The organism is Paracoccus sp. NBH48 (assembly GCF_015390265.1).
Classification (GTDB): Bacteria; Pseudomonadota; Alphaproteobacteria; order Rhodobacterales; family Rhodobacteraceae; genus Paracoccus; species Paracoccus marcusii.
On the sequence record NZ_VUOJ01000004.1, the window covers coordinates 617416 to 638503 of the forward strand.

Below are 21088 nucleotides of genomic sequence, written 5' to 3' on the forward strand. Positions count from 1 at the left end.
AAGGGGGGACCATTGCGTCCAGAATCCCGATTTGCAACTGTCCGGCTGCCTTAGAAGGAGGGGCGGAATGGCGATTACCGAGTATTTTATCCGCTTCCTTCAACGACGTGACAGCTTGCCCGAACGCGATCTGGCCCGTCTTCGCGCCCTGCGCACCCAACATGTCAGCTTCGCATCCGGAGAGGTGATCGTCCCCGTCGACCGGGTGGCGAAACGCAGCTGCATGATGCTGCGCGGCATGTCGGCGCGTTCGCACCGCCTGGTCGGGCGGCCCGACGAACGGGTTATCACCGCCCTGCACGTGCCGGGCGATTTCGTCGATCTGCACGGGTTCGTTCTGGCCGGGCTGGAACATTCCGTCGTCGCTGTCGGTCCCGCCGAGGTCGAGTTCGTCGATCACGACGAACTGGTCGAGATCACCGAGAACTTTCCGCACCTGACGCGCCTCTTGTGGATGGCGACGCTGATCGACGCGGCGGTGCATCGGCAATGGCTGGTCGCGGCGGCCTCGCTGCGCTCCAGCGCGCATCTGGCCCACCTGCTGTGCGAGGTCTATACCCGCCTGAACGCCGTCGGCGCCGCGGCCGACCATCAGTTCTCTCTGCCTTTGCTGCAACGGGAACTGGCGGATATCCTGGGATATTCACCCATCCACGTGAACCGGGCCGTGCGCGATCTGCGCGATCGCGGCCTGCTGCGCTGGTCGGGGGCGGATGTGTCGATCCTGGACTGGAAGGGCCTGGCGATGCTGGCCCGGTTCGACCCGACCTATCTGGACATGGAGCGTCAGAGCCGCTGAGGCGTCATTCGCACAGCCGCCAGCCGCCGTTCCGGGCCGCCATGTCCAGATGCAGGTGGTCGTCATGCGCGGCGTTCGATCCCGGTCCCAAAACGGTGGTGAACAGCAGGCATCCGGTCCCCTGCGCTGCCTTTTGAAAGCTTTCGGCGGCATCGCCGTCGCCTTGGCGCGGCTGCACCAGCACGGGATCGCCATCGTCGAAGCGAAAGCCCATCACGTCGATCGCGTTGCCATAGCCGTGTTCCGACGGTTTCGGGTCGGCCTCTCCGGTCCCCACGCGGTCGCGGCAGGAATAGGCCGGTCCGGTCTCCAGCGCGGTCAGGCGCGGCGCTTCGGGTAGAAGCCCCGCGGCAGGCTGCAGGAAATCTCGCGTCCACAAGGCCAGCGACAGCGCGGCCGCACAGCGCATCACCGGCTCGCCCGACAGGGCGACGTCGGGCAGGATGCGGCTGACCTGCAGCGGACGGGCGATGCCGCAGTCGCGGTTGTCCGGGTCGGTCACGGGGGGCTGGGGACGGAATTGCGTGCCCATCACTGACAGCGCCAGTCGGCAGGCGTCGTATTCCGCGTCCGTCTCGGCCAAGGTGAACCAGACCGGCGGGGGCGGCGGGCCGAAGGGCTGCGCCGCAGGTTCGTTCGGTACCGATTCGCTGATCGCATCAGGGACCGGGTCCGGCACGGGCGCCGGTTCCGCAGCTTCGGGCTTTTCGGGCGGGCGGTCGGCGGTGTGGGCGGTGTCAGGCTCTGCCTCAGGGGTGCGCTCCTGCGCCAGGGCGGGGACCACCGCCAGCGTCAACGCGATGATCGTCCCCGCCGCGCGGATCATGGCTGTGCCTCTTCCAGAGGCGGGACGACGAACCCTTCGGGCAGCGCGCCGCTGAGGGCATCGCTGAGCGGATCGGGGGTCACGGGCGCGGCGGCATCCGGCGCGGCAGGGATGGCCGCTGGATCCGTGGCCGCGGGGGCTACAGGCGTCGGGGCAGTGGGGGTCGGGGTCGTCGGGGCGACGGTGGCAGGCGCCTGAGGATCGGGCAACGACAGCGGCTGCGCGGGGTCGGGCGTCGTGATCTGGTCGGTCGTGCCCTCGGGCAGCGCGATTTCGGCCACGGGCGGGCTGACCGCGGTGCCGCTGCCGGTCACGTCGGCGATGGTGACCCCGGCATCCAGGAACTGGACCTCGGTGCCGCCGATGGTGACCATGCCGGCCAGCTCCTCGGCATCCCAGTTGGTCAGGCGCACGCAGCCCATCGACTGGTTCGCGAACAGCTGCGACGGGGTGGGCGTGCCGTGGATGCCGTAGGTGGGCTTGGTCAGCCCGATCCAGACGGTGCCCACCGGCCCGTTCGGCCCCGGCGGGATGACCAGCGGACTGTCGTTGCCTTCCTGGCGGAAATTGACGTTGGGATTATAGGTATAGTTCGGGTTGATCGCCACGGTCCGCACGTTGTGCGCCCCCTGCGGCGAGGGGGTGGCGCTGCTGCCGATGGTTGCCGGGTAATCCACGACCATCTGGCCGCGGGCGTTGTATCCGGCGACGCGGCGGTTGTCCTTGTCGATGATGATCCGCGTGACCTGGCCGCGCAGGCGGGGATTCGGCGCCATCACCTGGATGGTCGCGCCGGGTACCAGGGCCACGCCAGGGTTCAGGAACTCGATGAACTTCTCGTCCATGTGGAACCGCTCGCCCAGGCGTTCGGCGACGCTGGTATGGGCCATGGCGGGCATCAGCGCCTTTTCTGCGTAATCCGTGGGGATCGACGCGGCCAGCCCGGCGGCGTCCTCGGCGGTGACGACATAGGTCTGGGTGACGGGGCGCGTCGCGAAGGACTGCAGCAGGTTCCAGACATGGGGGTCCATCACGCCGTCCTGGGGCAGACCTGTACGGCGTTCGAACGCCTTGATCGCGCTCTGGCTCATCCCGCCCTTGAACCCGTCGATGACGCCCGGAGAGGTCCCGGACCGGTCCAGCAGCAGCTGCACCTTGGCGGTCAGGGCCGACCGGCCCCGGGGCAGATCGCTGCCGTCATACTGCGCGGCCTCGATCTCGGCGGCGGTGAAGGGCAGGTCCGGGGTCTGGGCCGCGGCGGGCCAGGCCCAGCCCAGGGACAGGCCAAGGGCCAGCAGCAGCGGTCGGACGGGGTGGGGCGTCATGGGAAGCTCCGATGGTGAAGGCGCAACATCCGGCATCAGGCGGAAAACCGCCAGATAGCGCAGTGGTCACAATCAGGTCAATTCAAGGTTGCGTTCCGCAGTGCGGAATGGCAGCCTGCTAAGTGGAACTGGGAGGAGTTTTATCATGACCACACCGTCGTATCGCACGGCGCTGATGGCTGCCGGCCTGACCGCAGCCCTTGCCGCCCCCGCCATGTCGCAGACCACGCTGATCTATGGCGAGCCCGGTCCCAACCGCGGCGCCCGCGCCGAGGCGACGCAGTGGTTCGCCGATCAGGTGGCCGAACAGTCGGGCGGCGACCTGACGCTGGACATCACCTGGGGCGGGGCGCTCTTTTCGGAAAAGGCCGCCGTCCAGTCCCTGCGCGACGGCGTGGCCGACCTGGGCAGCGTCATCGGCGTCTATTTCCCCCAGGACATGGTGGCCTACGGCATCGCCGACCTGCCGCTGGACAACCCCGATCCGTGGGTGGGCATGAAGGCCACCGATGCGCTGATGCGCAACAACGAGCAGATCAAGGCCAACCTGGCCGCGCAGAACCTGGTCTATGTGGGCACCTACACGACCTCTGCGGTGCAGATGGGCTGCAAGGGGCCGGCGGTGACCTCGGTCGACCAGCTGGCGGGCAAAAAGGTGCGTGGCGTCGGCGCCTATGGCCAGACCTTCCGCGACCTGGGCGCGACCCTGGTCGACATGAGCGTATACGAGGCCTATCAGGGCATGGAGAACGGCCTGCTGGACTGCACCCAGACCTATTCCTACCTGGTCGCGGCGCTGAAGTTCGACGAGGTCTTCGACAGCTACACCTTCATCGACTGGGGCCAGGTCGGCGCGCTTGGCATCGTCATGAACAAGTCGATGTTCGATTCGCTGTCCCCCGAGCAGCAGCAGGTCATCATGACCGCGGGCGAGGGGCTGGCCGACGAATTCGGCCGCATCATCGAACAGGCGAACGCCGAATCGATCAAGATCCTGGAGGATGCCGGCAAGGAGATCGTCAGCTTCTCGGACGAGGATCGCGCGCGGCTGACCGAGGCGGGCCAGCCCTACCTGGACGAATGGGTCGCACGGGCGGATGCCGCGGGCCTGGACGGACAGGCGCTGCTGGACGAATACCGCGGGCTGATCGCGCAATACACGCAGGAGCTGGAAACGCAGGGTTATCCCTGGGAGCGCGGCTGATCCCATGCGCGTGATCGAACGGACACTTCTGGACCTGGCCGTCCTGGCGCTGATCGCGCTGGGGCTGGTGATCTTTGCCAACGTGGCGATGCGCGCGTTCTTGGGAACCAGCGTGCCCGATGCGATCATCCTGGTCCGCGAACTGATGGTCGCGGCCATCCTGCTGCCCATGGCGGCGGCGACGGCGGCGCGCAGCCACGTCGCCGTCACCTTCCTGTCGGACCGCATGCCGCCCCGCCTGCGCGCGACCCTGATCGTGCTGGGCCATGTGGTGGGCCTTCTGGCACTGATGCCGCTGATCTATGCGTCCTGGCGGGTGGCCGGTCAGGCCTTCGCCTCGGGCGAGTTCTACTATGGCGACCTGAACCTGCCGCGTTGGCCGGGCGTGGCGCTGTTCATGGCCGGGCTGCTGCTGATGTGGGTGCGGCTGGCGATGCTGCTGGTGGGTGACCTGCGGCAGCTGCGCCACAGCGACGTGATCCTGGATGCCGACGGAAACGAGGTGAACTGATGGACCCGATGACGATCGGCCTTGTCGCGATGGCGGCGGTTCTGGTGCTGCTGGCGATGCGCGTGCCCATCGCGTTCGCCCTGGCGGGCGTGGCCAGCGTCGGCACGTTCCTGGTCTATGCCACGCGCACCGGCGCGTGGATGCCGGAACGGGCGCTGAACCCCACCAGCTCGGTGGTCTTCTCGAACTTCTTCGACCTGGTCCATTCCTACGATCTGTCGATGGTGCCGCTGTTCGTGGCCCTGGGCAACATCGCGTTCTATGCCGGCATCACCACGCGCATCTATGATGCGGCGGCGGTCTGGCTGCGGCCGGTGCGGGGCGGCGTGGCGATGGCATCGGTGCTGGGATGCGGCGGGTTCTCGGCCATCTCGGGGTCGTCGATCGCCTGCGCCTCGACGATGGGACGCATCTGCGTCCCCGAGATGCTGCGCATGGGCTATGACCCCAAGCTGGCCACCGCATCGGTGGCGGTGGGCGGCACCCTGGGGTCGCTGATCCCGCCATCCGTGCTGTTCATCCTGTATGGCATCTTCACCGAGACATCGATCGCGCAACTGTTTCTGGCGGGCATCCTGCCGGGCATCCTGTCGCTGGCGGGCATGCTGCTGGTCATCGCCTGGTGGGTGAACCGCGACCCGGACGCGGCCCCCCGCGGCGAACGCGGCGATGCCAGCCGGACCGATGCGGCCATCGCGGCCTGGCCCGCCCTGCTGCTGTTCGTGGTCATCGTCGGCGGCATCTATGGCGGCATGTTCACCGCGACCGAGGCCGCGGCCGTCAGCGTCGTGCTGACCACGATCATCGGTTTTGCCCAACGCCGGCTGACGATGGGCGTGATGTGGCGCGCCGTCCGCGAAAGCCTGGTGCAGACCGCGGCGATCTTCCTGATCGCGGGCGCCGCCAAGATCTTCGTCAGCTTCGTCGCGCTGACGGGCATGGCGGGGGCGGTCGTGGGCATGGTGTCGGACGCCGAACTGTCGCTGGCCATGCTGATGCTGGTCGTCGTGGTGATCTATCTGGTGCTGGGCATGTTCCTGGACCCGATCGGGATCATGGTCCTGACGCTGCCCTTCATGGTGCCGCTGATCGAAGGTTACGGCCTGAACCTGATCTGGTTCGGCGTCATCGTCGTCAAGCTGCTGGAGATCGGGCTGATCACGCCGCCCGTGGGCCTGAACGTCTTCGTCGTCAGCAACGTCACCAAGTCGGTGGGGATCGACAAGATCTTTGCCGGCGTCACGCGGTTCCTGGCCGTGGACATGCTGGTCCTGCTGCTGCTGATCCTGTTCCCCATCCTGTCGCTGCTGATTCCGGGGTCCATGTGATGACCCCGGCCCCGGACACGCGCCCCGATTATGAGGACGACCGCAACTTTGCCACCGCGCTGGCGCGCGGGCTGTCGGTGCTGCGGGCGTTCCGGACCGATGACGACGGGCTGAGCAACGCGCAGATTGCGGAACGCACCGGCCTGCCGAAATCGACCGTGTCGCGGCTGACCTACACGCTTGGCTGCCTGGGCTACCTGACGCAGCCGCAGCGCAACGACCGCTATCGTCCCGGCCCGACGCTGCTGGCCATGGGGCATGTGGCGGCGGCATCGCTGGCCTTCCTGGATTCGGCGCAGGGCATGATGCAGGCCCTGGCCGACCAGACCGGCACTCTGGTCCTGTTCGCGGTGCGCGACCGCGACAAGGTCGCCCTGATGCGCACCTGGCGGCCGCAGCGCGCGGCGTCGATCTGGCTGGAGGTGGGCCACCGCCTGCCCATCGCCGGATCGTCGTCGGGCCTGGCCCTGCTGGGCGCCACCACGCGCGAGGAATTCGCGGGCCTGCTGGCCGATCATCCCGAACCACCGCTGGACGGCGGCACGCTGGAGGATCTGCGGCTGGAGGCGCGCGGCCAACTGATCGCCAAGGGCTATACCGTGGTGCGCCAGGGGCTGCGCTATTCGTCCAACATCTCGGCGGTGTCGGTGCCGTTCCGGTCGGCGCGGCTGGCCGGCCCGGTGATGTTCTCCTGCGGGGCGCTGGACGACGTGCTGCCCGATGACCGCATCCATGCCCATGTCGGCCCCGTGCTGCGCGAAACGGTCGCCCGCCTGCAACGGCTGGTCGGTGCCGACGGCGTGCCCGCCTGGCCCGGCAGCCCGAATGACTGAGAGGTTTTCCCAGATGTCCGTATCCTATGCCCGCCAAGGCCGCATCGGCCTGATCACCATCGACAACCCGCCGGTCAACGCCACGGGCCATGCCGTGCGGCAGGGCCTGATGGACGCGGCGCGCGACTTTGCCGCGGACACAGGCGCAGACGCTGCCGTGATCCTGTGCGCCGGCCGCACCTGGGTCGCAGGTGCCGACATCTCGGAATTCGGCAAGCCTTCGCAGGCGCCGATCCTGCCCGACGTGATCGCCGCCATCGAGTCCCTGGACAAGCCCGTCGTCGCGGCGCTGCATGGCACCGCCCTGGGCGGCGGGCTGGAACTGGCCCTTGGGTGCCATGCGCGGATCGCGGCCCCCGGCACCCGCATGGGCCTGCCCGAGGTGACCCTGGGGCTGCTGCCCGGTGCGGGCGGCACGCAACGCCTGCCGCGCCTGATCGGCACCGCCGCCGCCCTGGACATCATCACCAGCGCCCGCGAGGTTCCCGCCGCGCAGGCGCTGGACTTGGGACTGATCGACGCGCTGTCGCAGGGCGATCTGACCGCGGACGCGATCGCGCTGGCCGAAACGCTGGCGGGCCAGCCGCCGCGCCGGACGCGCGATCTGCCCGCACCCGCCCCGGACCCGGATGCCGCGCAGGCGCTGAAGGCCGCCCTGGCGCGCAAGCTGCCCGGCCAGATCGCGCAGGCGACGGCGGTGGACGTGGTGAGCGACGGCCTGGCGCAGCCCTTCGACCAGGGCATGGCGATTGAGCGCGCGGGCTTTATGGCGCTGATGGACAGCCCGCAGCGCGCCGCACTGATCCATGCCTTCTTTTCCGAACGCGCCGTGGCCCATCTGCCGCAGATCAAGGGCGTGGCACCGCGCCCCCTGGACCGGATCGGCGTGATCGGCGGCGGCACGATGGGCGCGGGCATCGCGGTGTCCTGCCTGCTGGCCGGACTGGACGTGACCCTGATCGAACGCGACGACCAGGCGACCGCCCGCGCGCAGGCGACGGTCGGCGACCTGCTGGCGGGGGCCGTCAGCCGCGGCAAGCTGGCCGCGGCACGCCGGGATGCGATCCTGTCCGGGGCATTCCGCACCGACACGGATTACGCGGCTCTTGGTCAGGCCGACCTGATCGTCGAGGCGGTGTTCGAATCGATGGAGGTCAAGGAACAGGTCTTTGCCGCCATCGACCGCGTGGCAAAGCCCGATGCGGTGCTGGCGACCAACACGTCCTATCTGGACGTGGACCGCATCGCCGGCGCGACACGCCGCCCGCGCGACGTGATCGGCCTGCATTTCTTCTCTCCGGCCCATGTCATGCGCCTGCTGGAGGTCGTGGTCGCGGACCGCACCGCCCCCGAGGTCGTGGCCACGGGCTTTGCCCTGGCCAAGCGCCTTGGCAAGATCGCCGTGCGCGCGGGCGTCTGCGACGGTTTCATCGGCAACCGCATCCTGTCGCATTACCGCGCGGCGGTCGATGCGATGGTGCTGGACGGTGCGTCGCCCCAGCAGGTCGACCGCGCGCTGACCGATTTCGGGTTCGCCATGGGCCCCTATGCGGTCAGCGATCTGGCGGGCCTGGACATCGGCGCGATGACCCGCCAGCGCAAGGCGGCCGACCGCCATCCGCGCGACCGTGTTCCGGTCTTTGCCGACCGCCTGTACGAACAGGGCGATCTGGGCCGCAAGACGGGGCGCGGCTATTACGTCTATGCCGACGGCAAGCCGCAGCCGAACCCGGACCTGCCCGCGATCCTGGACGCGGTGCGGTCCGATCTGGGCATCACGCCCCGCACCTTCGACGACGAGGAGATCGTCGCCCGCACCATGGCCGCAATGGTGAACGAGGCTGCCCGCACGGTGGCTGACGGCACCGCGCTGCGCCCGCTGGACGTCGATGTGGTGATGCTGAACGGATACGGCTTTCCGCGCTGGCGGGGCGGGCCGATGCACTGGGCCGACGCCCACGGGCTGGACCGCATCCTGTCCGACATCCGCCGCTTTGCCGAAGACGACGACCATTTCTGGCAGCCCGCGCCGCTTCTGGCCGAACTGGTGGCCGACGGCCGCGGCTTTGCCGACCTGAACCAAGGAACATCCGCATGAAACAGCCCGTGATCGTCTCGACCGCCCGCACCGCCATCGGGCGCGCGAAACGCGGCGCCTTCAACCAGACCCACGGGGCCGTGCTGGCCGGCGCAACCGCCCGCGCCGTGGTCGAGCGTGCGGGCATCGACCCCGCGCTGATCGAGGACAGCATCTGGGGCTGCGGCTATCCCGAGGCCGCGACGGGCGGCAACATCGCCCGCCAGGCGGTGATCCGCGCGGGCCTGCCCGACAGCATCGCGGGCGCCACGGTCAACCGCTTCTGCGCGTCGGGCCTGCAGGCGCTGGCGCAGGGCGCGCAGATGGTCGCCCATGAAGGCGCGCGCGCCGTGCTGGTCGGCGGGGTGGAGAGCATCTCGATGGTCCAGCCGCCGGTGCGCCATTCGCGCGAGGCCTGGATCGAGGCGAACCGCTCCGACCTCTACATGACCATGATCGAGACCGCCGATGTCGTGGCCGCCCGCTACGGCGTCAGCCGCGAGGCGCAGGATGCCTATGCCGTCGAATCCCAGGCCCGCACGGCTGCCGCGCAGGCCGCCGGCATTTTCGACGATGAGATCATCCCGATGACGGTCACCATGTCCGTCACCGACAAGGCCACCGGCGAGACCGCCGACCGCGACATCACCATCGCCGCCGACGAGGGCAACCGCCCCGGCACCACGCTGGAGGCGCTGGCCAAGCTGGAGCCGGTGCGCGGCGCGGGTCAGTTCATCACGGCGGGCAACGCGTCCCAGCTGTCCGACGGGGCGGCGGGGCTGCTGGTGATGGAGGCCGACCTGGCCGCATCGCTGAACCTGGAACCGCTTGGCGCCTTTCGCGGCTTTGCCGTCGCGGGCTGCGCGCCCGACGAGATGGGCATCGGCCCGGTCTTTGCCGTGCCGCGCCTGCTGGAGCGCCACGGGCTGACGGTGGACGACATCGACCTGTGGGAGCTGAACGAGGCCTTCGCCAGCCAGTGCCTGTACTGCCGCGACACGCTTGGCATCGACCCGGCGAAATACAACGTGAACGGCGGGGCCATTTCCATCGGCCATCCCTTCGGCATGACCGGCGCGCGCACCGCGGGCCATCTGCTGCGCGAAGGCCGCCGCCGGGGCGCCAAATGGGGCGTCGTCACCATGTGCGTGGGCGGTGGCCAGGGCGCCGCCGGACTTTTGGAGATCTTCTGATGGACATGAGCTTTACCCCCGAGGAAACCGCCTTCCGCGACGAGATCCGCGCCTTTCTGAAGGCCGAACTGGACCCCGCGCTGGCCCGCAAGGTGCGGCTCCATCACGACCTGACCAAGGCCGAGATGGAGGGCTGGCACGCCAAGCTGCAATCGCGTGGCTGGCTGGCCGGGAACTGGCCCCGCGAATTCGGCGGCGCCGGCTGGACCGCGATCCAGCGCCACATCTTCGAGGAGGAATCGGCCCGCGCGCACGCGCCGCGCATCGTGCCCTTCGGCATCGCCATGCTGGGGCCGGTCCTGCAGAAGTTCGGGTCCAAGGAACAGCAGGACTATTGGCTGCCGCGCATCCTGAACGGCGACGACTGGTGGTGCCAGGGCTATTCCGAGCCCGGCGCCGGGTCGGATCTGGCCAGCCTGCGCTGTGAGGCCGTGCGCGACGGCGACCACTATGTCGTCAACGGGCAGAAGACCTGGACCACGCTTGGCCAGCACGCCAACATGATCTTCTGCCTGGTGCGCACCAATGCCACGGGCAAGAAGCAGGAAGGCATCAGCTTCCTGCTGATCGACATGGAGACGCCGGGCGTCACAGTGCGCCCCATCGTCCTTCTGGACGGCACGGCCGAGGTGAACGAGGTCTGGTTCGACAATGTCCGCGTGCCCGCCGCCAATCTGGTCGGCGAGGAGAACCAGGGCTGGACCTATGCCAAATACCTGCTGACGCATGAGCGCACGAACATCGCGGGCGTGGGCTTTGCCACCGCCGCGCTGGACAACCTGAAACGCGTGGCCAAGGCACAGCGCCATCGCGGCCAGCCCCTGTCCGACGATCCGCTGTTCGCCGCCGAGATGGCGGGGGTCGAGATCGAGCTGATGGCCATGTCCACCACCAACCTGCGCATGCTGTCGGCGGCGGCCCAGGGCCAGGCGCCCGGCATCGAGAGCAGCATGCTCAAGATCAAGGGCACCCAGATCCGCCAGCGCCTGGATGCGCTGACGCGGCGCGCCTATGGCGGGCAGGCGATGGCCCTGACGCTGGAGGGCAACGAAGGCCCCGAGGGCGCCGACGAGGCCCTGGCCGCAAGCGCCACCTGGCTGAACAACCGCAAGCTGTCGATCTATGGCGGCTCGAACGAGGTCCAGCGCAGCATCATCTCCGGCGCGCTGGCGAAAGGATAAGCCCATGGACTTTCAGCTTTCCGACGACCACCGCATGCTGCAGGACAGCCTGCGCGGCATCCTGGCCCGGCATTCCGGCGAGGCGCTGATGCCCGCCCTGGCCGAGGCCGGCGTCCCCCAGGCCCTGCTGACCGAGGCCGAGGGCGGCTTTGACGGATCGGGCGCCGCCGTGGCGCTGATCTTCGAGGCCCTGGGCCGGGCGGGCGCGTCCCTGCCGCTGATCGGCACGATGATCGGGGCGGCCGCCCTGGCGCAGGCGGGCCAGGCCGCCGCGGACGATGCGACCATCGCCTTCGCCGATGCCGAACCCGGCACGCGTTACGACCGCGGCGTGGCGATCCGCGCGGAGGGCGACCGCCTGACCGGGCGCAAGACCATGGTGGCGGGGGCCGAGGGGGCGGCGGCGATCATCGTCACCACCGCCGATGCGCTGTGGGGGGTCGCGCCCGACGCGGCGGGTCTGACGGTGCGCCCCTATCCGCTGATGGACGATCAGCGCGGCGCCGACCTGATCTTTGACGCCACCCCCGCCACGCGGCTTGGGGCCTTGGCCGATTTCGACGCGGTGCTGGCGCGCGGCGTGCTGGCCCATGCGGCCTATGCCCTGGGCACGCTGAGCGCGGCGGTCGATCTGACGCTGGACTATCTGCGCACCCGCAAGCAGTTCGGCCAGCCGCTGATCGCGTTCCAGGCGCTGGCGCATCGCGCTGCCGACCTGTCGGTCGAGGTCGAACAGGCCCGTTCCGCCGTCACCAATTTCGCGGGCCATCTGGATGCGGATGCACCCCTGCGCGACCGGCATCTGCAGGCCTGCAAGGTCACGCTTGGCCGGGTCGCCCGCCTGGTGGCCGAGGAATCGGTGCAGCTGCATGGCGGCATCGGCATGACCGAGGAATACGCGCTTGGCGGCATGATCCGCCGCCTGCTGGCCGCCGACTCGGCCATGGGCGATGCGGATTTCCATCTGGAGCGGTTCGCGCGCGGCGAGCCTGCCTTCGCATGACCCTGATCCACGGCGAAACCGGCACCCAGTCCCTGATCGGCTATGTCCTGGACGTGGGGGACAGGGCGGGGGCGGTCTGCTGGCTGGATCTGGACGACCGCCACCTGAACCGGCAGGGCATCCTGCATGGCGGGCTGGCCGCGACGCTTCTGGACAGTGCGATGGGGGCAACGGGCAGCCTGACGGTCGATGCCACGGGCCGCCATCCCTTCACCACGCTGTCGCTGACGGTGAACTATCTGGCGCCGGGCCTGCCGGGGCGCGTGACCGCCACGGGCCGCGTCACCGGCGGCGGGCGCGCCACCCTGTTCATCGAGGGCGCCTTGCGGCATGAGGACGGCACGCTGATCGCCACCGCGACCGGCGTCTTCCGCAAGACAAGGGCCGCCCCATGACCGAACTCACCAATCCGCATTGCGAAATCAGCGACCTGGGCGACCGCCTGGTGGTCGAGAACCGCAACGCCGCCCGCCGCAACGCGCTGACCCCCGACTTCTACAAGGGCCTGCACCGCGCGCTGGAGCTGGCCACCGACAACCCCCGCATCGGCACCGTGCTGATCATGGGCGAGGGCGATTTCTTCTGCGCGGGCGGCGATCTGACCATGCTGATCAAGGCGCAGGAGATGTCCGAGGAGCAGCGCCGCGCCCGCATCGACGCGCTGAACGACCTGATGCGCGCGGTCGTGGCCTGCCCCCGCCCGGTCATCGCCGTGGTCGAGGGGGGGGCCGCCGGCGCGGGCCTGTCGCTGGCTTTGGCCTGCGACATGATCGTGTCGGCCCGCGATGCGCGTTACACGGCGGCCTATGTGAATGCCGGACTTGTGCCCGATGGCGGGCTGACGGCGGCGCTGACCGCCTGCCTGCCGCCGCAGCTGGCCGCGGCCATGGCCCTGACCGGCCAGCCCGTGGGCGCGGAACGCCTGCACGCCCTGGGCGTCATCCAGGAACTGACCGAGCCCGGAGAGGCCATCATGGCCGCCATGGCCCTGGCCGACCGCCTGGCCGCAGGCCCGGCCGAGGCGCAGGCCGCGATCAAGCATCTGCTGACCGGCGCCCGCGCCACCCTGCTGGAGGCGCAGCTGAGCGCCGAACGCGACGCGATGGCCACGGCCCTTGCCTCGCGCGAGGCGGCCGAGGGCATCACCGCCTTTCTGGCCAAGCGCCCCCCCGATTTCCGCCGCCTTCGCGAGGATTCATGACCCGTATCCACCAGATGTTCGACGCCGCCCGCGCGGCCCATCCTGACCGCCCGGCCCTGACCGACGGAACAGGACGCACCCTGACCTATGCCGCGCTGGACGATCTGGTCCGGCGGACGCAGGCGGATCTGGCGGCGATGGGCCTGCGCCCCGGTGACCGGCTGCTGGTGGTGGCCGAGAACGCAGCCCCGGTGCCGGTCCTGCTGCTGGCTACCAGCCGCATGGACGCGGTGCTGGTACCCGTGAACGCGCGCATGACCGCGCCGGAGCTGGCCAAGATCGCGGCCCATACCGAACCGCGCCTGACCTTGTTCCTGTCCGATGTCAGCGAACCCGCGCGTGTCCATGCGGGCGATGCGCGCGCCGTCACGCTGGCCGGGGCGGCACTGCATGTGGCGGGGCCGTTCGACGCCGTGCCGGAGCAGGTCGAGCCGCAGGACGCGATGACGGCGGTTATCCTTTACACCACCGGCACGACGGGCACGCCCAAGGGGGTGATGCTGACCCACGGGAACCTGATCTTTGGCGGGGAAAGCTCGGCCCGGTTGCGGGGGATGCAGGCGGATGACGTGATCTGGGGCGTTCTGCCGCTGACGCATGTCTTCGGGCTGACCTCGATGCTGGCCGCGGGGCTGGCCACGGGCGCGCATATCCGGCTGGAGCCGCGCTTTTCCGCTGCGCAAACGCTGGCCGCGCTGCAATCGGACGTGACCGTCCTGCCCGCCGTGCCACAGATGCACGCGGCCATCATGGCCGAGGCGCGAGCCCAGGGGCTGGAGCGTCTGGCCCGGCCCCTGCGCTATGTCAGCAGCGGCGCGGCGCCCCTGGACCCCGATTGGAAGCGGCGGGCCGAGGCCTTCTATGGCATCGCGCTGCAGAACGGTTACGGCATGACCGAGACGACGGCGGGGGTGACCGTCACGAACAACGCCATCGGCGACCCGGACCCCTCGGCGGGCCATCCGCTGCCGGGGGTCCAGATCGCGCTGGACGAGACCATCGGCCGCGAACCCGGCACCGGAGAGGTGCTGACGCGGGGTCCGCACATCATGCGCGGCTATTTCCGCAATGCGGAGGGGACGGCGCAGGTGCTGCGGGACGGCTGGATGCGCACCGGCGATCTGGGCCGGATCGATGCGCAGGGGCGGCTGCACATCGTGGGGCGCTGCAAGGAGCTGATCATCCGCGGCGGCTTCAACGTCTATCCGCCCGAGGTCGAGGCCGCGCTGAACGATCATCCGGCCGTCCTGCAGACCGCCGTGATCGGCCGCGCGCGCGAGGGCGGGGATGAGGATATCCTGGCCTTCTGTCAGCTGATTTCGCCGGATGCGGTGACGGCCGATGCGCTGGCGGCCCATGCGGCGGCACGGCTGTCGGCCTACAAGCGGCCCACGCGGATCATCCTGACGGGCGCGCTGCCCGCGGCGGCGACGGGCAAGGTGCTCAAGCACCGCCTTGTCGCGCATTTCGCGGACCTGTTGGGTCTTTAGTCGTCCAGCACCAGGCGGTGCATCGGCGGGTAGAACTGGCGGGCAAACGACACAGGCAGCGAATCCAGCGTGTTGACCCGCTCGATCGTCATCACCGGTGTGCCCGGATCGATGGTCAGGTTCACCGCGCAGGACCCGCTGGCCCCTTCGGCCAGGATCGAAAAGCGGCTTTGCGTGACGGGCAGGCTGCGCGCCAGCCATTCCTGCGGCGGCTCATGCGCGAACAGGTGGAAATCGGGCAGGGCCAGCGCGCGGGGGTTCAGCCAGATCGCCTCGCAGCAATGCGGGCGGTCGTCGGCCAGATAGCGCGACTTGACCAGCAGCATCATGTCGTCGGCATCGACCTGCAGTGCCTGCATGGCGGCGGGGCTGGGATTGCAGGGCAGGCATTCGGTCATCTGATAGGCATAGCGCGCGCCAAGCGATTCGATCTCGTCGCGCAGGACCGGCAGCGACAGGGTCGTGCGGCGGGACGTGGTGGCGGTCACGCGGGTGCCCACCTTGCGGCGGCGCTGGATGATGCCGCTGTCGGCCAGCTCACGCAGCGCACGGTTCACCGTGGCGCGCGCGCAGCCCATCTCGATCGACAGCATCTGTTCGGTGGGGATCAGGCTGCCCGGCGGCCATTCGCCCGATCTGATCCGGCCCAGCACATCCGCGCGGATCGCCTGCCATGTGTTGAGTCGCCGCCGTTCGGCGTCGACGCCGGAAGAGCGGATCGTAACGGACGAACCTTGGGACAACTTGGCCATTTTGAAGAACTCGTGACATATACCTGTCCCGATTTGATAAATGATACGCACAAGAATGGAAGCTATCCAATTCGCCATGCGACATCCCGGCTGGCCGCGGGCCGGAGAAAAACCCCGGGCGGACGGGCGCGCGACGCTTTCCTTTCGCAGGATGTCTGATAAATGCAGATCGTGCAAGCATGATGGCGGATTTTCGATGCGCTCGACCACCCATCCCTCGGTGACACCCGGACCCGCGACGCTGACATCCTGGGGCGTGCTGATGGCGATCAGCCTGTGCCACATGATCAACGACGTGATGCAGTCGATGCTGGCGGCCATCTATCCGCTGCTGCAGGTCGAATTCGACCTGTCCTATGCCCAGATCGGCGTGATGACGCTGGCCTTCCAGGTCACCGCGTCGCTGCTGCAGCCGCTGATCGGGATGGCCACCGACCGCCACCCGCAGCCGCGGTCGCTGCCCTTCGGCATGGCCTCGACGCTGTGCGGCGTGCTGATGCTGGGCATGGCCGAGGGTTATGCCTGGCTTTTGTCGGGGGCGATGCTGATCGGCATCGGATCGGCCGTGTTCCATCCCGAAAGCTCGCGCGTGGCGCGGATCGCGTCGGGGGGGCGGTTCGGCACCGCGCAGTCGCTGTTCCAGCTGGGCGGCAATGGCGGGCAGGCGCTGGGGCCGCTGCTGGCCGCGTTCATCGTGGTGCCGCTGGGCCGTCCGGCCGTGGCCTGGTTCGCGGTCGCCGCCGCCCTGGGCGCCGCGATCCTGTGGCAGGTCGGCACCTGGGCCGAGGATCGGCGCCGCGCCAGCACCGCCACCCCCGACCGTACCCTGCGCCTGCCGCGCGCGACGGTGATCCGCGCCATCGCGGTGCTGGTCTTCACCAAGAACATCTACAGCGCCTCGATGAGCAGCTATTTCACCTTCTTCACGATCGACAAGTTCGGCCTGTCGACCCAAGGCGCGCAGATCATGCTGTTCCTGTTCCTGGCGGGCATGGCGGCGGGCGTCATGCTGGGTGGGATCATCGGCGACAGGGTCGGGCCGCTGACGGTCATCTGGGTGTCGATCCTGGGCGCGCTGCCGCTGACGCTGGCGCTGCCGCATGTGGGGCTGGTGCCGACGGGCGTGCTGGCGGTGCTGATCGGGCTGGTGCTGGCATCGGCCTTTCCGGCCATCGTGGTCTTTGCGCAAGAGCTGGTGCCGGGCCGCACCGGCATGATCGCGGGGCTGTTCTTCGGCTTCTCGTTCGGCATGGGCGGGATCTCGGCCGCGGCTCTGGGCGTGCTGGCGGATGCGCAGGGGATCCGGTCGGTCTTCCTGCTATGCTCGGTCCTGCCGGTGCTTGGGCTTCTGACGATCCTGCTGCCGCGCCGCAGCCTGGGCTGAGATGGGCCACCCGGTCGTCATCCATGTCGGCCCCGACGGCCCATCGATGCGGCGCTGGCGCGGATGTTCCAGGCCAACGGCCATCGTGCGGTCTGCCATGACGGGGGGCGCCTGGCTGCTGACATCCTCTATGCGATGGGGCAGGGGACGCAGCCCCTGCGCGGCTGGCCCAACGCGCGGCTGATCGCCGGGCTGTACCGCGAAAGGCCCCATTGGCGCCCGGCATTGCAGGCCTGGCGCTGCGTCGCCTTTCTGCGCGACCGTCTGCCCGAAGCGCTGTTCCTGCTGACCATCCCGCCCCGCCATCGCTGGCCCGAAGGGATGCAGGCGCATCTGGACGCGACGCGCGCCCTGTTCGCGGACGACACGCGGCTGATCACGCTGGACCTGACCGACACCACCCCCGCGGACTTGGCCGCACGGCTGCGGCCGATGCTGGCGCTGGACCGGGGGCTGCCCGACCACTGGCCCGTCCCGGACCCCGTCGTGGACCCGCCGCCGATGCCCAAGGCACCGCCGGGCTGGGCGCAGGATGTCGCGCGCTTCTGTCTTGCGGGCCTGAACCCCGGTGCGGCAGGCGGCGCGCAGGGGCTGTCGGGATTTGCCTGCCGTTGGGACGGCACCCTGTCGGGCAGCGGCGCGGTGACCGACGCGGCGGGCGCGCCGCGGCAGTTCACCCTTCTGACGCCCCCGGTCACCGGCCCCTGGCCCTGGCGCGCGAGGGGCGTCCCTTCAAGCTGATCCGGGCCGAGGGGGTGATCAACGACATCCTGACGCTGGACCGCCGCGATCCGGTCTGGATCGACATGGAGGACAGCCGCTGGTTCGGCAGCCCCCAGGGCGCGCCCCTGGATCGTCCGGTCCTGTGCCACAACCGCCGGGCGGGGGCGGTGAACGCGGTCCTGTGGCCCCTGCCGGACCAGCACGCGATCGGCCTGCCGGGGTTCGATCCCGCCGCGCACGACGACGATATCCCCTGGGACGACAAGCAGGACCGGCTGGTGTGGCGCGGCATGATCTCGGGGTCGGAAATGCGCGAGGGGGTCAAGCCCGGTCCCGCCAGCCATGTCTGGCTGCAGCGTCTGGCCCAGGCCGCCACCCCCGCGGATCGCAAGGCCGCATGGCAGGGCCTGTGCCGCACCAACCGCATGGCCTTTGTCCGCCGGTTTCACGATCATCCCGATTTCGATGTGGGCATCGTCATGGCGCACGGTTTTCGCCAGCACGCCGACGACCCGCTGATCGCGCCCTATTGCCGCCCGCGTATGGGGCCGCGCGACTTTCGGGCCTATCGCTATCAGCTGTGCCTGTCGGGGTATGACCACGGGTCGAACTTCATCTCGGGGCTGGACCAGAACGGCGTGCTGCTGGCCGAGGATGACGGCTGGCAAGTGTTCTATTCGGGGCGCTTCCGGCCTTGGGAGCATTTCATCCCCGTCGCGCGCCACCTGACCGACCTGGAGGATAAGTTGGCCTGGGCCCGCGCCCATCCCGACGCCTGTCGCGCCATGTCGCGTGCCGCGCGCGCCGAGGCCGCGCATCTGCGCGACCCCGCCGCACGGGCGGACCTGATGCGTCTGATCCTCGACGGGCTGGCTGCGGCGCGCTAGAACACCGCCATGAGCACGATCCGCATCGAACCCCTGACCGCCGCCGCCTTCGCCCCCTTCGGAGAGGTGCTGACCCCGCGCGCCACGCCCGACCGCATGATCAATGCGGGCCGCTGCGAACGCCACCATGCCCTGGCCACCGTCGAACGCGGCGGCGGAGAGGCGATCATTTCCCTTTTTCGCAGCCAGGCCGTCAGCCTGCCCTATGACTGCACGCTGCTGGAACGTCACCCGCTTGGGTCGCAGGCGTTCATGCCGCTTGGCGACCGGCCGTGGCTGTCGGTGGTCGCGCCCGATGACGACGGCCGACCCGGCGCCCTGCGGGCGTTCCTGGTCCCGGCGCATACCGGCGTGAACCTGCATGCGGGAACCTGGCACGGCGTGCTGACGCCCTTGGACCAGCCGGCCGATTTCCTGGTCGTGGACCGCGAGGGGACCGGCACGAACCTTGAGGAAGTGACCATCCCCGCGGTGCGGATCACCGCATGACCCCCGATTACAGCGTCGAGACCCTGGCCATGGCCGGGGGCGCGCGTCGCGTGGCCGGCGTGGACGAGGCCGGGCGTGGGCCGCTGGCCGGCCCCGTCACCGCGGCGGCCGTGGTATTGGACCCGCAGAACATCCCTGACGGCCTGAACGACAGCAAGAAGCTGACCGCCGCGCGGCGCGACGCGCTGGCCGCTTGGATCATGGCGCATTGCGACTGGTCCGTGGCCCATGTCGATCCGGTCGAAATCGACGCCCTGGACATCCTGCGCGCCAGCCATGTCGCGATGTGCCGCGCCCTGGCCGGGCTGCGCCAGCCGCCCTGCCACGTTCTGATCGATGGCAACATGCTGCCCCGCGATCTGACCCTGCCTGCGCAGGCGGTGGTCAAGGGCGATGCGCGCTGCCTGTCGATCGCCGCGGCCTCGATCGTGGCCAAGGTGTTGCGCGATCGCATCATGGTGGATTTGGCGCAACAGCACCCCGGATATGGCTGGGACGTGAATGCCGGATACCCCACGCCGGGCCACAAACGCGCCCTGCTAGATCTGGGGATAACCCCACATCATAGGCGGTCGTTCAGGCCGGTCCACAACATCTTGTGTAAAGCCCCTTTGGTAAGTGACTGATTCGAAAAAGAAATTGACGGCGATTCGCATCTGAATCATCTTTGGGGACATACCAGACCGGCAAAAGTCGGCATTTCCCGAAGGCAGAGCATGACGAAAACCAAGGACCAGCGCGCGGATTCCGCGCGGCCATTACCGCTGAACCAGATTCTGGGCGGGGATTGCATCGAGATCATGAACAGCCTGCCCGCGGGCAGCGTGGACCTGATCTTTGCCGATCCGCCCTATAACTTGCAGCTGAAGGGCGACCTGCATCGCCCCGACAACAGCCTGGTCGATGCGGTGGACGATCACTGGGACCAGTTTTCCAGCTTTGCCACCTATGACGCCTTCACCCGCGACTGGCTGGCCGCCGCCCGCCGCCTGCTGAAGCCGAACGGCGCGATCTGGGTGATCGGCAGCTATCACAACATCTTCCGCGTCGGCGCCGAACTGCAGAACCAGCAGTTCTGGATCATGAACGACGTGATCTGGCGCAAGTCGAACCCGATGCCGAACTTTCGCGGCAAGCGCCTGACCAACGCGCATGAGACGCTGATCTGGGCGGCAAAGTCGGAAAGCTCGAAATACACGTTCAACTACGAGGCGCTGAAGTCGCTGAACGAGGGCGTCCAGATGCGCAGCGACTGGGTGCTGCCGATCTGCAACGGCGGCGAGCGGCTGAAGGACGCCGCCGGCGACAAGGCCCATCCGACGCAAAAGCCGGAATCGCTGCTGCACCGGGTGATCCTGGGCACGACCAACCCCGGCGACGTGGTGCTGGACCCGTTCTTCGGCACCGGCACCACCGGTGCGGTCGCCAAGATGCTGGGCCGCGACTATATCGGGATCGAGCGCGAGGAGGCCTATCGCGAGGTCGCGGGCCGCCGCCTGTCGCGCGTGCGCCGGCTGGACGCCGACGCCATCGCCACCACCCGCGCCAAGCGCGCCGAGGTGCGCATCCCCTTCGGGCAGGTCATCGAGCGCGGCATGCTGCGCCCCGGAGAGGAGTTGTTCTCGATCGGCAACCGCCACAAGGCCAAGGTCCGCGCCGATGGCTCGCTGATCGGGAACGACGTCAAGGGATCGATCCACCAGGTCGGCGCCGCGCTGGAAGGCGCGCCCAGCTGCAACGGCTGGACCTATTGGCATTTCCGGCGCGAGGGCAAGATGATCCCGCTGGACATCCTGCGCCAGCAGATCCGTGCCGAGATGGAGGGCGACGCCCCCCGGCCCAACTGAGCTTCACCCTTCGCCCGTTCCCCCCGTGCCATGCG

General features: G+C 69.1%; 21 protein-coding genes. 18 read left to right on the forward strand and 3 right to left on the reverse strand.

Annotated elements, in window-relative coordinates; all coding sequences use genetic code 11:
* Positions 1 to 67: 67 nt before the first annotated feature.
* The gene (locus tag F1642_RS09905; RefSeq protein ID WP_045980973.1) at positions 68 to 799 is read left to right on the forward strand and encodes a Crp/Fnr family transcriptional regulator; all 732 of its coding nucleotides are present in this window, start codon (positions 68 to 70) and stop codon (positions 797 to 799) included.
* Positions 800 to 803: 4 nt separating this feature from the next.
* On the opposite strand, the gene F1642_RS09910 is transcribed toward F1642_RS09905, so the two are convergent.
* Positions 804 to 1625 carry an extensin family protein gene (locus F1642_RS09910; RefSeq protein ID WP_194886139.1) on the reverse strand — a complete coding sequence of 274 codons (822 nt, stop codon included), beginning with the start codon at positions 1623 to 1625 and terminating at the stop codon, positions 804 to 806.
* A complete protein-coding gene (locus F1642_RS09915) occupies positions 1622 to 2950 on the reverse strand; it encodes a L,D-transpeptidase (RefSeq protein ID WP_194886140.1) in 1329 nt (442 codons plus the stop codon). The genes F1642_RS09910 and F1642_RS09915 overlap by 4 nt, the downstream gene beginning before the upstream one ends.
* A 145-nt stretch (positions 2951 to 3095) precedes the next feature.
* On the opposite strand from F1642_RS09915, the gene F1642_RS09920 reads away from it, so the two are divergent.
* The 11 genes from F1642_RS09920 to F1642_RS09970 are packed head-to-tail and all read left to right on the forward strand — an operon-like array spanning position 3096 to position 14971.
* A complete protein-coding gene (locus F1642_RS09920; protein ID WP_046000728.1) occupies positions 3096 to 4154 on the forward strand; it encodes a C4-dicarboxylate TRAP transporter substrate-binding protein in 1059 nt (352 codons plus the stop codon).
* Between the two features lie 4 nt (positions 4155 to 4158).
* Complete coding sequence (locus F1642_RS09925; protein WP_194886141.1) at positions 4159 to 4665, forward strand: TRAP transporter small permease; 507 nt, start codon at positions 4159 to 4161, stop codon at positions 4663 to 4665.
* Positions 4665 to 5993: a TRAP transporter large permease gene (locus F1642_RS09930; protein WP_045980969.1), complete on the forward strand. Its 1329-nt coding sequence runs from the start codon at positions 4665 to 4667 to the stop codon at positions 5991 to 5993. Before F1642_RS09925 ends, F1642_RS09930 begins: the two co-directional genes overlap by 1 nt.
* Positions 5993 to 6826, forward strand: coding sequence for an IclR family transcriptional regulator (locus tag F1642_RS09935; protein ID WP_045980968.1), 834 nt, complete (start codon positions 5993 to 5995; stop codon positions 6824 to 6826). Before F1642_RS09930 ends, F1642_RS09935 begins: the two co-directional genes overlap by 1 nt.
* Positions 6827 to 6839: 13 nt before the next feature.
* Positions 6840 to 8924 carry a 3-hydroxyacyl-CoA dehydrogenase NAD-binding domain-containing protein gene (locus tag F1642_RS09940; protein ID WP_255522343.1) on the forward strand — a complete coding sequence of 695 codons (2085 nt, stop codon included), beginning with the start codon at positions 6840 to 6842 and terminating at the stop codon, positions 8922 to 8924.
* The gene (locus F1642_RS09945) at positions 8921 to 10096 is read left to right on the forward strand and encodes an acetyl-CoA C-acyltransferase (protein WP_194886143.1); all 1176 of its coding nucleotides are present in this window, start codon (positions 8921 to 8923) and stop codon (positions 10094 to 10096) included. Before F1642_RS09940 ends, F1642_RS09945 begins: the two co-directional genes overlap by 4 nt.
* A complete protein-coding gene (locus F1642_RS09950) occupies positions 10096 to 11277 on the forward strand; it encodes an acyl-CoA dehydrogenase family protein (protein WP_194886144.1) in 1182 nt (393 codons plus the stop codon). Before F1642_RS09945 ends, F1642_RS09950 begins: the two co-directional genes overlap by 1 nt.
* Positions 11278 to 11281: 4 nt before the next feature.
* Entirely contained in the window at positions 11282 to 12280 is a 999-nt protein-coding gene (locus F1642_RS09955) for an acyl-CoA dehydrogenase family protein (protein WP_194886145.1), read from the forward strand.
* A complete protein-coding gene (locus F1642_RS09960; RefSeq protein WP_194886146.1) occupies positions 12277 to 12675 on the forward strand; it encodes a PaaI family thioesterase in 399 nt (132 codons plus the stop codon). Before F1642_RS09955 ends, F1642_RS09960 begins: the two co-directional genes overlap by 4 nt.
* Positions 12672 to 13481 (forward strand): oxepin-CoA hydrolase, alternative type, encoded by an 810-nt coding sequence (locus tag F1642_RS09965; RefSeq protein ID WP_194886147.1) that lies wholly within the window; start codon positions 12672 to 12674, stop codon positions 13479 to 13481. Before F1642_RS09960 ends, F1642_RS09965 begins: the two co-directional genes overlap by 4 nt.
* A complete protein-coding gene (locus tag F1642_RS09970) occupies positions 13478 to 14971 on the forward strand; it encodes a class I adenylate-forming enzyme family protein (protein ID WP_194886148.1) in 1494 nt (497 codons plus the stop codon). Before F1642_RS09965 ends, F1642_RS09970 begins: the two co-directional genes overlap by 4 nt.
* Here F1642_RS09970 and F1642_RS09975 read toward each other — a convergent pair.
* Positions 14968 to 15723 carry a GntR family transcriptional regulator gene (locus F1642_RS09975; protein WP_052714552.1) on the reverse strand — a complete coding sequence of 252 codons (756 nt, stop codon included), beginning with the start codon at positions 15721 to 15723 and terminating at the stop codon, positions 14968 to 14970. The genes F1642_RS09970 and F1642_RS09975 overlap by 4 nt on opposite strands.
* A 196-nt stretch (positions 15724 to 15919) precedes the next feature.
* Here F1642_RS09975 and F1642_RS09980 point away from each other — a divergent pair, with 196 nt between their 5' ends.
* From F1642_RS09980 to F1642_RS10005, 6 genes are all read left to right on the forward strand, one after another.
* Complete coding sequence (locus F1642_RS09980; RefSeq protein ID WP_194886149.1) at positions 15920 to 17107, forward strand: MFS transporter; 1188 nt, start codon at positions 15920 to 15922, stop codon at positions 17105 to 17107.
* A gap of 63 nt (positions 17108 to 17170) precedes the next feature.
* Positions 17171 to 17848: a hypothetical protein gene (locus F1642_RS09985; RefSeq protein ID WP_194886150.1), complete on the forward strand. Its 678-nt coding sequence runs from the start codon at positions 17171 to 17173 to the stop codon at positions 17846 to 17848.
* A 14-nt stretch (positions 17849 to 17862) separates the two neighbouring features.
* Positions 17863 to 18717, forward strand: coding sequence for a glycosyl transferase family 90 (locus F1642_RS16520; protein ID WP_194886151.1), 855 nt, complete (start codon positions 17863 to 17865; stop codon positions 18715 to 18717).
* 9 nt (positions 18718 to 18726) lie between these two features.
* Entirely contained in the window at positions 18727 to 19206 is a 480-nt protein-coding gene (locus F1642_RS09995; RefSeq protein WP_127897734.1) for an ureidoglycolate lyase, read from the forward strand.
* A complete protein-coding gene (locus F1642_RS10000) occupies positions 19203 to 19832 on the forward strand; it encodes a ribonuclease HII (protein ID WP_194886152.1) in 630 nt (209 codons plus the stop codon). Before F1642_RS09995 ends, F1642_RS10000 begins: the two co-directional genes overlap by 4 nt.
* A gap of 90 nt (positions 19833 to 19922) precedes the next feature.
* Positions 19923 to 21053: a site-specific DNA-methyltransferase gene (locus tag F1642_RS10005; protein WP_045980956.1), complete on the forward strand. Its 1131-nt coding sequence runs from the start codon at positions 19923 to 19925 to the stop codon at positions 21051 to 21053.
* The last annotated feature ends 35 nt before the right edge of the window (positions 21054 to 21088 follow it).